At 66.3% G+C, this 13733-nt stretch carries 15 protein-coding genes; all 15 read left to right on the top strand.

The window, feature by feature from the left end; genetic code table 11:
• Window positions 1-16 precede the first annotated feature (16 nt).
• The 15 genes from ACQR1Y_RS10885 (at window position 17) to ACQR1Y_RS10955 (ending at window position 13729) form a co-directional block, all read left to right on the top strand.
• Complete coding sequence (locus ACQR1Y_RS10885; protein ID WP_434877193.1) at window positions 17-493, top strand: GNAT family N-acetyltransferase; 477 nt, start codon at window positions 17-19, stop codon at window positions 491-493.
• Window positions 494-680: 187 nt separating this feature from the next.
• Window positions 681-1730, top strand: a complete 1050-nt coding sequence (locus ACQR1Y_RS10890) for a substrate-binding domain-containing protein (protein WP_434859070.1) — start codon at window positions 681-683, stop codon at window positions 1728-1730.
• A 112-nt stretch (window positions 1731-1842) separates the two neighbouring features.
• The gene (locus ACQR1Y_RS10895; RefSeq protein ID WP_434877194.1) at window positions 1843-3081 is read left to right on the top strand and encodes an ABC transporter substrate-binding protein; all 1239 of its coding nucleotides are present in this window, start codon (window positions 1843-1845) and stop codon (window positions 3079-3081) included.
• Window positions 3082-3159: 78 nt separating this feature from the next.
• The gene (locus ACQR1Y_RS10900) at window positions 3160-4026 is read left to right on the top strand and encodes a branched-chain amino acid ABC transporter permease (RefSeq protein ID WP_434877195.1); all 867 of its coding nucleotides are present in this window, start codon (window positions 3160-3162) and stop codon (window positions 4024-4026) included.
• Window positions 4026-5078, top strand: a complete 1053-nt coding sequence (locus tag ACQR1Y_RS10905) for a branched-chain amino acid ABC transporter permease (RefSeq protein WP_434859067.1) — start codon at window positions 4026-4028, stop codon at window positions 5076-5078. Before ACQR1Y_RS10900 ends, ACQR1Y_RS10905 begins: the two co-directional genes overlap by 1 nt.
• Before the next feature lies 1 nt (window position 5079).
• Window positions 5080-5808 carry an ATP-binding cassette domain-containing protein gene (locus ACQR1Y_RS10910; RefSeq protein ID WP_434859066.1) on the top strand — a complete coding sequence of 243 codons (729 nt, stop codon included), beginning with the start codon at window positions 5080-5082 and terminating at the stop codon, window positions 5806-5808.
• Window positions 5805-6506 carry an ABC transporter ATP-binding protein gene (locus ACQR1Y_RS10915; protein ID WP_434877196.1) on the top strand — a complete coding sequence of 234 codons (702 nt, stop codon included), beginning with the start codon at window positions 5805-5807 and terminating at the stop codon, window positions 6504-6506. The genes ACQR1Y_RS10910 and ACQR1Y_RS10915 overlap by 4 nt, the downstream gene beginning before the upstream one ends.
• A gap of 86 nt (window positions 6507-6592) precedes the next feature.
• Window positions 6593-8107, top strand: a complete 1515-nt coding sequence (locus ACQR1Y_RS10920) for an amidase (protein ID WP_434877197.1) — start codon at window positions 6593-6595, stop codon at window positions 8105-8107.
• Window positions 8107-8409 carry a putative quinol monooxygenase gene (locus tag ACQR1Y_RS10925; RefSeq protein WP_434877198.1) on the top strand — a complete coding sequence of 101 codons (303 nt, stop codon included), beginning with the start codon at window positions 8107-8109 and terminating at the stop codon, window positions 8407-8409. Before ACQR1Y_RS10920 ends, ACQR1Y_RS10925 begins: the two co-directional genes overlap by 1 nt.
• A 296-nt stretch (window positions 8410-8705) precedes the next feature.
• Window positions 8706-9155 (top strand): urease accessory protein UreE, encoded by a 450-nt coding sequence (ureE, locus tag ACQR1Y_RS10930; RefSeq protein ID WP_434877199.1) that lies wholly within the window; start codon window positions 8706-8708, stop codon window positions 9153-9155.
• Window positions 9148-9825 (top strand): urease accessory protein UreF, encoded by a 678-nt coding sequence (locus ACQR1Y_RS10935; protein WP_434877200.1) that lies wholly within the window; start codon window positions 9148-9150, stop codon window positions 9823-9825. Before ureE ends, ACQR1Y_RS10935 begins: the two co-directional genes overlap by 8 nt.
• A 12-nt stretch (window positions 9826-9837) precedes the next feature.
• A complete protein-coding gene (gene ureB, locus ACQR1Y_RS10940) occupies window positions 9838-10536 on the top strand; it encodes an urease subunit beta (protein ID WP_434877201.1) in 699 nt (232 codons plus the stop codon).
• 3 nt (window positions 10537-10539) lie between these two features.
• Window positions 10540-12246, top strand: coding sequence for an urease subunit alpha (gene ureC / locus ACQR1Y_RS10945; RefSeq protein WP_434877202.1), 1707 nt, complete (start codon window positions 10540-10542; stop codon window positions 12244-12246).
• Window positions 12243-12887, top strand: coding sequence for an urease accessory protein UreG (gene ureG / locus ACQR1Y_RS10950; protein WP_434877203.1), 645 nt, complete (start codon window positions 12243-12245; stop codon window positions 12885-12887). Before ureC ends, ureG begins: the two co-directional genes overlap by 4 nt.
• Window positions 12884-13729 carry an urease accessory protein UreD gene (locus ACQR1Y_RS10955; protein ID WP_434877204.1) on the top strand — a complete coding sequence of 282 codons (846 nt, stop codon included), beginning with the start codon at window positions 12884-12886 and terminating at the stop codon, window positions 13727-13729. Before ureG ends, ACQR1Y_RS10955 begins: the two co-directional genes overlap by 4 nt.
• Window positions 13730-13733: the final 4 nt, after the last annotated feature.

A 13733-nucleotide genomic window follows, 5' to 3' on the forward strand; every position in this document is an offset into this window, starting at 1 on the left:
GACGGAGGGACGAAGGATGATGATCCGCGATGCTACCCCTGATGACGCCGCGGCGATCTGCGCCGTGCTGCGCGCCTCGATCATCGATCTATGCGCCGCCGATCACCGCGGCAATCCGGACATCCTCGCTCGCTGGCTCGCCAACAAGACGCCCGAGACCGTTGCTGGCTGGGCCGACGGGCAGGGCCGGTCGCTGCTGGTCGCCGTCGAGGAGGGGGCGATTCTTGGCGCGGGCGGGCTCGCTCATCCCAACGAGATCACGCTGAACTACGTCTCGCCGCAGGCGCGTTTCCGCGGCGTGAGCTCGGCGCTTGTCGCTGAGCTCGAGCGGCGGGCGATCGCGCATGGAGCGCATGACATCGCGCTGCTCAGCACCGAGACCGCGCACCGATTCTACCTCGCCCGCGGCTATGTCGATGTCGGCGTGCCCGTCGGCAAGTTCGGCACCGCGGCGTCCTACTCGATGCGCAAGACGCTGGTCCGTGGGCCCTGAGTCGGACCCACAGGCCCTCCGCGGCGACTGCCTATGGATTGAGCGGCGTATCGCCGGTCTTTTGATCAGCGCTGCGATCCCTGATCAAAATAGTCGATCTCTGCTCCATAAACGACCCTGAAGACCGCGAATCGCGCTTGGCACGATTTGTGAGTGCAAATGCTCTGCGACAGCAGAGGCGGCACGTTTGCGCAGCGTTCGGATCGGCCTGATCATTCCTCAATGCGGCTCGGCAGGGTTGTGGGCACCCTCCGCCGAAGCCTGCGGTCGGCTGGCCGTGAACGAGCTGAACCAGGCGGCCGGAATCCGCCGCCGGCCGGTGGAACTGGTCGTGATCGACGCCGGGACCAACGGCGTCAGCGCGGGACGGGCGGCGGCCGAGGCGGTGGAGGAGCTCGCGGTCGACGGCCTGGTGGGCATGCTGCCGAGCTACGCCCGCGATCCGGTCGCCGAGGCGGCCCGCGGCCGCGTGCCGTTCCTCTACACCCCGCAGTTCGAGGGGCTCGCGCCGGACAGCGACGTCATGACCACGGGCGAGACCGCCGGCGAACTGCTCGCCCCGGCCATCCAGTGGCTCTCCGAAAGCAAACATGCGCGCCGCTTCTTCCTGTGCGGCAACGACTACATCTGGCCGCGCTCCTCGCTCGCCATCGCCAAGCGGCTGATCGCGCGCTACGGCGGCATCGTCACCGGCGAGCATTACGTGCCGGTCGGCGTGCACGATTTCGACGCGATGCTCGACCGCATCAAGGCGACGCGTAGCGACGTCGTGCTGCCGGTCTTCCTCGGCTTCGACTGCATCGCCTTCAACCGCGCGTTCTGCGAAGCCGGCCTCAGCCGCCACGTGCTGCGCTTCTCCTCCGCGTTCGACGAGACCATCATCTACGGTCTCGACAGCAGCGAGACCGAAAACGTCTTCGTCGCCTCGAGCTATTTCGCCTCGCTGCGGTCGCGCAACAACGGCGCGTTCCTGGAGCGCTACTACACGGCCTATGGTGACAATCCGCCGCCGGCCAACGGCTATGGCGAGTCCTGCTACGAAGGCATCCATGCGCTCGCCGCGCTGATCGAGCGCGCCGAGAGCTTCGACGCGCGCGATCTGCGGCGCGTCTTCGGTCGCACCCTGCAGCGGCGAACGGCCCGCGGCAACGAGGCGCAGCCCGTGGTTGGTGGCCGCCATCCGATCCACCTCGCCGAGCTGGACGGTTACGACTTTGCCGTCGTCGCGTCGCGATAGGATCGCGCCAAAGCAACACGGCGCGGCAAAAAATAACTTGCCATTTCAAATATTGTAATTTTAAACTTTGGCCAACTCGTGAAACCGCATCACCAACCCATGGGGACCTCTGATGACTCTTTCTCGCCGTCGTTTTCTGCAACGCTCGGCCATTGCGACGTCGACCTTGATCGCAGCACCTGCGGTGTTCCGTTCGGGAGCGCTCGCGGCGGAGAACCCGATCACGGTCGGCAGCCTGCACGACCAGTCCGGTCCGATCGGCACCTCCGGCACGCCGATGGTCTACGCGCTGCAGCTGGCCGTCGATGAGATCAACGCCGGCGGCGGCCTGCTCGGGCGGCCGCTGAAGGTCATGCACTACGACACCCAGTCCAACATCCAGCTGTACTCGCAATACGCCCAACAGCTGGCCGTGAAGGACAAGGTCGACGTCGTGCATGGCGGCATCACTTCGGCCTCGCGCGAGGCGATCCGCCCGACCTTCGACCGCTTCAAGGTGCTGTACTTCTACAATACGCTGTACGAAGGCGGCGTCTGCGACCGCAACACCTTCTGCACCGGCACCACGCCGGCCCAGACGGTCGAGAAGCTGGTGCCGAGCGCGATGAAGAAGGCCGGCAAGAAGGCCTACATCATCGCCGCCGACTATAATTACGGTCAGATCACCGCGAAGTGGATGACCAAATACTGCAAGGACAATGGCGGCGAGATCCTCTCGACCGACTTCTTCCCGCTCGACGTCACCAATTTCGGCTCCACCATCTCGAAGATCCAGGCGGCCAAGCCCGACCTGATCCTGTCGGCGCTTGTCGGCGGCAACCACACCGCGTTCTACCGGCAGTGGACCGCGGCCGGCATGAAGGGGAAGATCCCGATCGCCTCCACCACCTTCGGTCTCGTCAATGAGCCTTCGACCCTGGACGCGGCGGAGAGCGATGGGGTCATCGGCGCCTACGGCTATTTCGAGGAGCTGACCACGCCGGCCTCCAAGAGCTTCGTCGAGAAGATCAAGAAGGCGCATCCGGACTCGCCCTACATCAGCGAGCTCGCCTCGTGCACCTATGAAGGCGTGATGTTGTGGGCCGCCGGCGTCAAGAAGGCCGGCAGCATCGACCGCATGAAGGTGATCGAGGCGCTCGAGAGCGGTCTCGTGTTCGATGGTCCGAGCGGCAAGGTCTCGCTCGACAAGCAGACCCACCACACCGTCCGCAACGCGTTCCTCGCCGAGGTGAAGGATCGCAAATGGTCGGTGCTGGAGACCTACACCGACGCCAAGCCGGCGGACACCGCGAGCGTCTGCGACCTCGTCAAGAACCCGAACGACGTCAAGCAGTACATCATCAATCTCTGACGCGCTTCCGGGTCCCGCCGTCCGGCGGGGCCCGGTTTCCTCGACTGCCCTGAGTTGGACTGCCCGGAAAGACCCCGCATGGCGATCTACGTCATCCTCGCGCTCGACGTTCTCAACGGAATCTCCTCGCTGTTCCTGCTGTGCCTGGGGCTGGCGATCATCTTCGGCATGATGAAGATCATCAATCTCGCCCATGGCGAGTTCATCATGCTGGGAGCCTATGCGACCGTGATCTCGGCCAATGCCGGGGTGAACATCTGGATTGCGATGCTGGTCATCGCGCCCGTCTTCGTCGGCCTGGTCGGCCTGGTCATCGAGCGCTGCCTGATCCGCTTCCTCTACGGGCGGCTGGTGGATTCGATGCTCGCGACCTGGGGCCTCAGTCTTCTCATCATCGGCATCATCACCACCATCTACGGCAACACCCAGCAGGGCGTGCCGACGCCGCTCGGCGGCTTCTCGATCGGCTCCTACCAGTCGAGCTACTACACGCTGTTCCTCGCACTTATGGCGGCGGTGATGATGGCGATCATCTACGGCGTGATGCGCTACACCCGCTTCGGCCTGGTCGCGCGCGCCACGATGCAGAACCCCGCCATGGCCGCCACGCTCGGCGTCAACCCGGCCCGGGTCTATATGAGCACCTTCGCGCTTGGTGCGGCCGTCACCGGCCTTGCCGGCGGCCTGCTCGCGCCGGTCTCCGGCATCACGCCGGTGATGGGCGGAGCGTACGTCGCCAAGGCGTTCATGACCGTGGTCGGCGGCGGCGCCGCGATCCTCTCCGGCACGCTCTCGGCGGCGAGCCTGTTCGGCTCGGTCAACCAGGTCGGCGCCTACTTCACCACGCCGGTCTATGGCGAGGTCATCGTGTTCACCACCGCGATCGTGCTCATCCGACTGCTGCCGCAGGGTATCTCCGGGCGCTTCTTCAAGGGGAACCTGTGATGGACAAGCGCCTTCGCTTCGCTCTCCAGGCCGCGGGCACCGTTGTCGCCATCGGCGTGATCGCGATCGTGCCGAGCGTGATCGAGCTGTTCGGCCTGATGCAGCTGACGTTGTTTGCCGCGATGTCGGTGCTGGCGCTGAGCCTCGCCTTCATCTGGGGCTATGGCGGCATCCTGTCGTTCGGCCAGACCGCCTTCTTCGGCCTCGGCGGCTACGCTTATGCAATCGCGGCCGTGAACTTCCAGGACTCCACCCCGGCAATCCTGCTGGCGATCGTGGTGCCCGCGCTGTTCGCGGCGATCCTCGGCTACTTCATCTTCTTCGGCCGCATCTCCGACGTCTATCTCGGCGTCATCACGCTGACCGTCACCCTGATCCTGTTCAACTCGGTCAACTCGACCTCGGGCGACGCCTACAAGATCGGCAAGGCGCTGCTCGGCGGCTTCAACGGCATGCCGGCGGTACCGACCTTCAACATGCCGTTCGATCCGTCGACGGTGCTGTCGCCGGAGCAGTCATGGTGGACGACCGCCTATGTGCTGCTCGGCGTGTTCCTGCTGCTGCGGCTCTTGCTGGCGCTGCCGGCCGGTCGCATCATCGTCGCCGTGCGCGAGAACGAGGTCCGGGCCTCGCTGCTCGGCTACGATCCGCGGCTTGTGAAGTGCCTGACCTTCATCCTCGGCGGCGCCATTGCCGGTCTTGCCGGCGCGCTCTACGTCAACTGGGGCGCCTTCGTCAGCCCGACCATCTTCAGCCTGTCGCTCTCGGCGGAGATCATCATCTGGATCACCGTCGGCGGCCTCGGCACCTTGCTGGGACCGATCATCGGCTGTGTCGTCATCGAGTACATCGTCGCCTATATCGGCTCGCAGCAGCTTCTGAACTCGAACCTCGTGCTCGGCGGCGTGCTGGTCGTGTTCGTGCTGCTGCTGCCGAAAGGCATCTTCCCGACCGCGCGTGATCTGGTGATGCGGCTGATCCCGGATAAGAAGCCGAAGACCAATGGCCCCGTGCCGTCAGCGGCAGCGCCGCATCCCGCAGGAGCCGAATGACATGGCGGAACTCGTCCCTCTGCTCAAGGCCGAGCACCTGACGATGCGCTTCGGCGGCGTGGTCGCCAATGACGACATCACCTTCACGCTGCAGGAGATGGAGCTGCGCTGCCTGATCGGCCCGAACGGTGCCGGCAAGAGCACGTTCTTCAAGACCCTCACGGGACAGCTGGTGCCGACCTCCGGCTCCATCGCGTTCCGCGGCATGCCGATCGCGGGCAAGGCTTCGCACGAGATCGCGCGCATGGGCATCGGCATCAAGACCCAGGTGCCGAACGTGTTCAACGGTCTCTCGGTGCGCGAGAACATCTGGATGGCCGTGCGCCGCAAGGCGACGCCGCGGCAGCAGGGACCTGCCGTCGACGCGGTGCTGGAGATGATCCGGTTGACCGACTATGCCGAAAGCATCGTCGCGACGCTCTCGCATGGCCAGCGGCAGTGGGTCGAGATCGGCATGGTGCTCGCCGCCGAACCTGAACTGATCCTGCTCGACGAACCCGCCGCAGGGATGACTGACGAGGAAACCTTCCATACGGCGGCGATCATCCGTGAGATCAATCAGACCCGCGCCATCGTCGTCGTCGAGCACGACATGGAGTTCATCAAGCAGATCGCCAAGCGCGTCACCGTGTTCCACCAGGGCCGCGTGCTGGTCGAGGACACCGTCGACAAGGTGCTCGCCGATCAGCGCGTGCGCGACGTCTATCTCGGCAAGAAGGTGGCGGCATGAGCGCGCTTCTCGAGGTCAAGGGCCTCAAGTCCGGCTATGGCCGAATCCCGATTCTGTTCGGCGTGGACCTCACGGTGGCCGACGGCGAGTATCTCGGCATCCTCGGCCATAACGGCATGGGCAAGACCACCGCGCTGCGCACCCTGATGGGGCATTTGCCGACCACCGACGGCTCCGTCGTGTTCGCCGGCAAGACCATCACCCATCTCAAGCCGCACGAGCGCTCCCGGCTCGGCATCGGCCTGGTGCCGCAGGGCCGCGAGATCTTCCCCGATCTCTCGGTCATGGAAAACCTCCGCATGGGCCTCGCCGCGGCTCCGAAAGAGGACCGCAGCGTCATCGACGCCGTGCTGCAGGATTTCCCGCGCCTGGTGCGGCTGCTCGACCGCCGCGGCGGCGCGCTGTCCGGCGGCGAGCAGCAACTGCTGGCGCTGGCGCGCTGCCTGTGCACCAAGCCGAAGCTGATCCTGCTGGACGAGCCGACCGAAGGCATCCAGCCCTCGATCATCGAGGAGATCATCGAGACCTTGCTGGCGCTGAAGACGCGCTGGAAGATGTCCCTCATCGTCGTCGAGCAGAACCTCGAATTCATCACGTCGTTATCGGACCGCATCCTGCACATCCAGAAGGGACGCATCACCGAGGAACTCGACCGTGAGACTTTGTTGGCCCGGGAAGGTCAGATGATTCCGAGCTAGCGAATTCCGGCGCGGCTGCGTCGGCGCAACTGAACTGTACACTCTTAGTCTCTGCTCCAGCTTGTCCTCACAAGAAAGGATGACTCATGTCAATCAAACGCCCGAATGCCGAGGAAGTCGCCGATCTCGCCGCCAGCCTGCACATGAACATGACGGTCGAGGAGGCCGCCGAATATCTCGCGCTGATGGGCGGCATGTTCGATCAGTACGACATCATCGATGAGCTGCCGAACCCGCTGCCGCCGGTGAAATATCCGCGCACGCCGGGCGCCAAGCCGCCGGCGAAGGAGAACAAGTATAACGCCTGGGCGATCAAGACCGAGGTGAAGGGCGCTGGCTCCGGCAAGCTCGCCGGCCGTACCGTCGTGCTGAAGGACAACGTCGCGCTCGCCGGCGTTCCCATGATGAACGGCTCGACCACGCTCGAAGGCTTCATTCCCGCCGCGGACGCCACCATCGTCTCGCGCATCCTCGATGCCGGCGGCACCATCGTCGGCAAGGCCGTGTGCGAGCACTTCTGCCTGTCCGGCGGCAGCCACACCTCCGATCCGGCGCCGGTGCACAACCCCTGGAAGATGGGTTATTCGGCCGGCGGCTCGTCGTCGGGCAGCGCCGCGCTGGTGGCGGCCGGCGAGGTCGATATGTCCATTGGCGGCGACCAGGGCGGCTCGATCCGTATCCCCGCATCCTATTGCGGCATCTACGGCATGAAGGCGACCCACGGCCTCGTGCCCTACACCGGCGTGATGCCGATCGAGTCGACGATCGACCACACCGGACCGATGACGGCCAACGTCAAAGACAACGCGCTGCTGCTCGAAGTGCTGGCCGGCGCCGACGGCCTCGATCCGCGGCAATACGCGCCGAAGGTCTCGGCCTACACCGAGGCGCTCGGCAAGGGCGTGAAGGGTCTGAAGATCGGCGTGCTCAAGGAAGGCTTCAGCGCGCCGAACATGCAGGAGGGCGTGGTCAGCAAGGTCAAGGCCGGCGCCGAGCGTTTCGCCAAGATGGGCGCCTCCGTGTCGGAGGTCTCGATCCCCGAGCACATGCATGCGCTGGCGGCGTGGAATCCGATCACGCTGGAAGGCTTCCTGGTGCAGATGATGCTCGGCAACGGCATGGGCTTCAACTGGAAGGGCCTCTATGACGTCGGCCTGCTCGACGCGCATTCCGGCTGGCGCACGCGTGCCGACGATCTCTCGGTGACCCTGAAGCTGACCATGCTGGTCGGCCAGTGGGGCCTCGAGCACTATCGCGGCCGCTACTACGCCAAGTCGCGCAACATCGCGATCCAGGCCAAGGCGGCCTATGACGCGATGTTCGGCTCCTACGACCTGCTGCTGATGCCGACCCTGCCGTGTGTCGCCACGCCGATCCCGGCCAAGGACGCGCCGCTCGCCGAAGTCGTGCAGCGCGCCTTCGAGATGACCGCGACGACGAGCCCGTTCGACGTCACCGGTCATCCTGCGATGACCGTGCCGTGCGGCCTCTCCGACGGCCTGCCGGTCGGCCTGATGCTGATCGGCAAGGACTACGCCGAAGCGACGATCTATCAGGCGGCGGCGGCGTTCGAGGCCGACGGCGACTGGAAAAAGTTCTGATGATCACCATCACCGCGGTCATCAGGGCCAAGGCGGGACACGAGGCCACGATGCGCGACGCCCTCGTCGCCGTCGCGGCCCATGTCGCGGCCAACGAGCCGGAGACGATCGGGTTCTTCATCTCGCAGAGCGAGACCGAGCCCGGTCTGTTCACCACCTATGAGCGCTTCGCCGACAAGGCCGCGATGGAGCGCCACAACGGCTCCGCCGCGGTGGCGACCTTCTTCGGCATCGCCAAGCCGATCCTCGACGGCGAGGTCATTCTCGTGACCTCGCAGGAGGTGTCGGCGACGATGCGGTAGGGGGGGCGAGAGAGGCGAGTTCGCCAATCGTCCTTCGAGACGCCCGCCAAGCGGCGGGCTCCTCAGGACAAGGGCGGTGGGTGTGGCGAGATGAGCGTCTGTTGCCAGGGCTTGCTCTGCAAGAATTTGCAAGAGCGAGCTCCGCAAGAACTCCTATGAGCTTGCAGCCACATCGCATGGAAGTCCCGCACACGATCTCAACCCTCATGGTGAGGAGCCCGCCGCTTGGCGGGCGTCTCGAACCACGAGGCCCCAATCGAACCACGAGCGCTGAACAACAAAGAGGACCACCGCCGATGCTCCGTCTGCACGGCATCATGGGACGCGCCGACGACAAGATCTATGCGCGGCAACTGCATACGTTGGAGCATCGCGGCGGCATCGAGCTGTTGTTCGTTCCGCCGGAGGATTCCGGCCGCAAGCGCTTCCGCCTGACCACCGATCGCGGTACCGACTGCGCGGTCAGCCTCGACCGCGACGAGGAACTCATCGACGGCGCGCTGCTGCATCTCGATTCCGACCGCGCCATCATCGCCCGTTTCGGCGAGCAGCAGGTCTGGCGCCTGCGCGCGCGCGATCCGGCCTGCGCGCTGAAGCTCGGCTGGCACGCCGGCAATCTGCACTGGCGCGTCCGCTTCGAGGGCGACTGCCTCGTCGTCCTGCTCGACGCGCCGCTTGCCACCTATCGCGCCCGCATCCAGTCGCTGCTCGACTCCGGCGAGGTGGTGGAGCGCGACCATGTTTGACCGCGGCGAGGCGCTGGCGCTGCTGCAACTCGGCGACAGCGCCTTTCCCGCCGGCGGCTTCGCGTTCTCCTGGGGCATCGAAGGACTCGCGGCCGACGGTCTGCTGTCCGGTCGCGATGATCTCAACGATGTCATCGCCGATCATCTGGCACAGCGTTGGGCCACGATGGATCGCGTTCTGCTCCGGCGCGCCTGGCTGGCCCGAGACATCGCTGCGATCGCAGCCGTTGACCGCCTCGCGGAGGCCACCACGCCGTCCGCCGAGATGCGCGAGGGATCGCGGCGCGCGGGCAGGGCGCTGCTCGGCGTCTGGGTCAAGCTCGCGGGTCCGCTGTCGGTGTCCTATCGCGCGCGTGTCTCGGCGGATGCGCGGCTTGGCCATCTTGCCGTCGTGCAGGCGATCGCCGGCCGTGACGCCCGCCTGAGCCTTGATGCCGCCGAGCTGGTCTCGGGCTGGACCTTGATCACTGGCCTCGTCAGCGCCGCCGTGCGGCTCGGCCTGATCGGCCACATCGACGCGCAGCAGAGCCTAGCGCGCGCCCGCGCGCTGCTCGCGGATCTGCTCGCCGACGCGCCCGACGACGACGCGACGCCGTCGAGCTTCACGCCCTTCATCGATATCGCCGTGTCGCGCGGGCCGTTGCGGCACGTGCGGATGTTCACGACCTGAGGTGCCCTGGCCATGATGAACCTGTCGCCGACGGAGCTCGATCGTCTCGTCATCTTCAACGCCGCGCAGATGGCGCGGCGCAATCGCCAGCTCGGCATCAAGCTCAGCCATCCCGAGGCGGTCGCCTACATCACCGATGAGGTGATGACCGCCGCGCGCCGCAATCTGCCTTACGCCGAGATCCGCGACATGGCGGGACGGCTGCTGACGACCGACGACGTCGAGCCCGGTGTCGCCCAGATGATCCCGATGCTCTATGTCGAGCTGATGTTCGCCGAGGGCACCAAGGTGATGGCGCTGTTCGAGCCGATCCAGCCCGCCGAGGGCGCTGCGAGTGATGACGTCGTGCCCGGCGAGATCATCGCGGGCGGCGACGACATCTCGATGTTCACGGATCTGCCGGCGGTCACGATCGACGTCGTCAACACCGGGGATCGCGACGTCCAGGTACGCAGCCACACCCACTTTTTCGAGGTCAACCGCGCGCTGCGCTTCGACCGCGCCGCCGCTTGGGGCATGAAGATCGACCGGCCCGCGGGCCTCGGTGTCCGCTTCGAGCCCGGTGTCTTCAAATCAGTTCGTCTCGTGCCGATCACAGGCGACCGGATCGTGCGCGGCCAGGCCGGGCTGGTCAACGGCCCGCTGGACGCGCCAGGCGCGCGCGACGCCGCGCTCAAGCTCGCGCAGTCGCGCGGCTATCTCGGAGCCTGAGCCATGGCCACACTCACCCGCCAAGCCTATGCCGAGCTCTACGGTCCCACGAAAGGGGACCTGGTCCGGCTCGCCGATACCAGCCTGCTCGCCGAGATCGAGCACGACTACACGACCTACGGTCATGAGCTGCTGGTCGGCGCCGGCAAGAACATCCGCGACGGCGAGGCCGTCGCCGCGCACCGGACGTCCACTCACAAGGCCCTCGACGTCGTCATCAAGAACGCGACCATCGTCGATGCCGTGATCGGCATCGTGAAGGCCGATATCGGCATTCGCGATGGCCGCATCGTCGGCATCGGCAAGGCCGGCAATCCCGACATCATGCCGGACGTGCATCCGGACATGGTGGTCGGCCATACCACCGCGCCGATCGCGGGCGGCCCGTTCATCGTCACCGCAGGCGCGATCGAAAGCCACGCGCATCTGATCTCGCCGGAACAGTCCGATCACGCGCTCGCCGGCGGCACCACCACGATGGTCGGCAACGGCTCGGGTCCGGTGTTCGACGTCGGTTCAGGCTCTGGGCCGAACTTCGGCCACTTCCTCAAGTCGATCGAGTTCTCGCCGCTGAACTACGCGCTGTTCGGCCGCGGCGGCTCGAACCCGGAGGCGGTGGAAGAGGCGGTCGCGGCCGGCGGCATGTCGGTCAAGATCCACGAGGACTTTGGCGCATCCCCTGATGTCATCGACAAGACGCTGATCGCGGCGGATCGTCATGATTTCGCGGTCCATCTGCATACCGACTCGATCAACGAATACGGCTTCTGCGAGGACACGATGGCGGCGGTCGATGGCCGCACCATCCACATGTACCACGTCGAGGGCGCCGGCGGCGGCCACGCGCCGGACCTGCTCAAGGTCGTGTCCTGGCCGAACGTCATTCCGTCCTCCACCAACCCGACCAATCCCTACACCTCCTATGGCATGGAGGAGGGCGTGCCGATGACGATGATCTGTCATCAGCTCAACTACAATTCGCCCGAGGATGTCATGTTCGGCGAGGCCAGGGTGCGTGCGCAGTCGATGGCCGCGGAAGACTTTCTGCACGACATGGGCGCGATCTCGATCTTCGGCACGGACACGCAAGGCATGGGCCGGCTCGCTGAGAACGTCGCCAAATGCTGGCAGCTCGCCAGCGTGATGAAGGACCGCATCGGCCGGCTGCCCGAGGAGACGACGGCGCGTGCCGACAATGAGCGCATCAAGCGCTACGTCGCCAAGCTCACGATCAATCCGGCCATTGCCGTCGGCATCGATCATGTCGTCGGCTCGATCGAGGTCGGCAAGATGGCCGATCTCGTGCTGTGGCCGCGCGCCTCGTTCGGGCTCAAGCCCTACATGGTGATCAAGAACGGCTTTCCGGTGTGGGCCGCGATGGGGGACGGCAATGGCAGCCTCGGGCTGTCAGAGCCGATGATCCAGAAGCGGATGTGGGGCGCGCTGGGCGCCGCGCCGCAGCGGCTCGGCGTCAACTTTATGTCCAAGCTTGCGGTCGATGCCGGCGTTCGCGACAGGCTGGGTTTGGGCCGCGAGACCGTGCAGATCAAGAACGTCCGCCGCCTGCGCAAGACCGACATGATCCGCAACGCGGCGATGCCCCACGTCGAGGTCGATCCGCAGACCTTCGAGGTGCGCGCCGACGGCAAGCTGCTGATGTGTCCGTCGGCTACCTCCGTGCCGCTTGCCAGGAGGTTCATGCTGCGATGAGCCGTCTCGCTCTCACCCGTGTCGATCAACCCATGACCGCCGCGCGCGTCGGCATCGGCGGCCCCGTCGGCTCCGGCAAGACCGCGCTGGTCGAGCAATTGATCCCCGCGCTGCAGGCGCGCGGCATCGACATCGCCGTCATCACCAACGATCTCGTCACGGCTGAAGACGCCGAGCGCGTGCGCCGTTCCGGCCTGATCGATCCCGAGCGGGTGTCGGCGGTGGAGGCGGGCGCCTGTCCGCACACCGTGATCCGCGAGGACCCGACGCTGAACATCGAGGCCGCCGACGAATTGGAGCGGCGCTTCCCCGGCGTCGAGCTGATCCTCTTGGAGAGCGGCGGCGACAATCTCGCCTCGACCTTCTCGCGCGACCTCACCGATTTCTGGATGTTCGTGATCGACGTCGCCGGCGGCGACGATATCCCGCGCAAGCGCGGCCCCGGCGTGATCCGCGCCGATCTCTTGGTCATCAACAAGGTCGATCTCGCCCCCCATGTCGGCGTCGACATCACCCGCATGCAGCGCGAGGCCACGGAGGTGCGCGGTGGCCGTCCGGTGCTGCTGACCAACTGCCGGCGGGGCGAGGGCATCGACGCGATCGTCGATCTGCTCGAACGCGAGGTGCTGTTCCGCACGTGAGTGATCTTGGCCCAGAGAAGCCGCGGCTCGACCTGTCCTTCGTCCGCCGCGGCGGCCGCACCGTCATCGACCGGCGCTTGTTCGCCTGGCCCTTCGTGCTCACGCGCAGCTTCCATACCGATGCCGCGCGGCCGGACCAGCTCAGCGTGATCCTCCAGACCGGCAGCGGCGCCGTCCATGGCGAGGACCGGTTGACGCAGCGCTTCACGCTGGCGGAAGCGGCGGCGGTTTGCATCACCACGCAGGGCGCGACCTCTGTGCATCGCGCCGAACCAGGCACGCGCGCCGTGGAACACGTGCTGCTGCGCGTCGCGGCGGGCGCGTCGCTCGACTATCGGCCGGAGCCGCGCATCCTGTTTCCCGACGCCGCGCTGCGCCAAGTGCTCGAGCTCGACTGCGCCGGCGATGCGTTTGCACTCGTCACCGACGCGTTCACGATGCACGATCCGGACGGGCAGGGCCGGCTGTTCCGCGAACTCGACTCCACGCTGGTCGTCCGGCGGCCGGGTGCGGAGCCCGTGCTGATCGACCACATGCATCTGCGCGAGCCGGATATCGCCCGCTTCAACGGGCACCGCGCCTTCGGCTCGGCCACGCTGCTGCTGCCTTCGCACGATCCCGGGGCGATCGGCCAGCTGCTGTCGCATGCGATCGCGCCGGTTGACGGCCTCTACGCGGCCGCGAGCGTGCTGCCCGGGCGCGTCGGCATCGGCGTGCGGCTGGCCGGACGCGAGATGCGCGCGCTGCGCGCCGGCTTCGACGCCATCGCCGGGGTCTATCGCGAAATCGAGATCAACGCGCGAGCGACGTCGCGGAGCAGTCCGGTCGCCGGCGCCGCCTAAACGG

This window comes from Bradyrhizobium sp. HKCCYLRH3099, from assembly GCF_051167855.1.
GTDB lineage: Bacteria > Pseudomonadota > Alphaproteobacteria > Rhizobiales > Xanthobacteraceae > Bradyrhizobium.

Coding starts and splice junctions, on each gene's coding strand:
- ureC (WP_434877202.1), top strand. CDS start 10,540: ATGGCCACACTCACCCGCCAAGCCTATGCCGAGCTCTACGGTCCCACG.
- ACQR1Y_RS10915 (WP_434877196.1), top strand. CDS start 5,805: ATGAGCGCGCTTCTCGAGGTCAAGGGCCTCAAGTCCGGCTATGGCCGA.
- ACQR1Y_RS10885 (WP_434877193.1), top strand. CDS start 17: ATGATGATCCGCGATGCTACCCCTGATGACGCCGCGGCGATCTGCGCC.
- ACQR1Y_RS10910 (WP_434859066.1), top strand. CDS start 5,080: ATGGCGGAACTCGTCCCTCTGCTCAAGGCCGAGCACCTGACGATGCGC.
- ureE (WP_434877199.1), top strand. CDS start 8,706: ATGCTCCGTCTGCACGGCATCATGGGACGCGCCGACGACAAGATCTAT.
- ureB (WP_434877201.1), top strand. CDS start 9,838: ATGATGAACCTGTCGCCGACGGAGCTCGATCGTCTCGTCATCTTCAAC.
- ACQR1Y_RS10905 (WP_434859067.1), top strand. CDS start 4,026: ATGGACAAGCGCCTTCGCTTCGCTCTCCAGGCCGCGGGCACCGTTGTC.
- ureG (WP_434877203.1), top strand. CDS start 12,243: ATGAGCCGTCTCGCTCTCACCCGTGTCGATCAACCCATGACCGCCGCG.
- ACQR1Y_RS10920 (WP_434877197.1), top strand. CDS start 6,593: ATGTCAATCAAACGCCCGAATGCCGAGGAAGTCGCCGATCTCGCCGCC.
- ACQR1Y_RS10925 (WP_434877198.1), top strand. CDS start 8,107: ATGATCACCATCACCGCGGTCATCAGGGCCAAGGCGGGACACGAGGCC.
- ACQR1Y_RS10895 (WP_434877194.1), top strand. CDS start 1,843: ATGACTCTTTCTCGCCGTCGTTTTCTGCAACGCTCGGCCATTGCGACG.
- ACQR1Y_RS10900 (WP_434877195.1), top strand. CDS start 3,160: ATGGCGATCTACGTCATCCTCGCGCTCGACGTTCTCAACGGAATCTCC.
- ACQR1Y_RS10935 (WP_434877200.1), top strand. CDS start 9,148: ATGTTTGACCGCGGCGAGGCGCTGGCGCTGCTGCAACTCGGCGACAGC.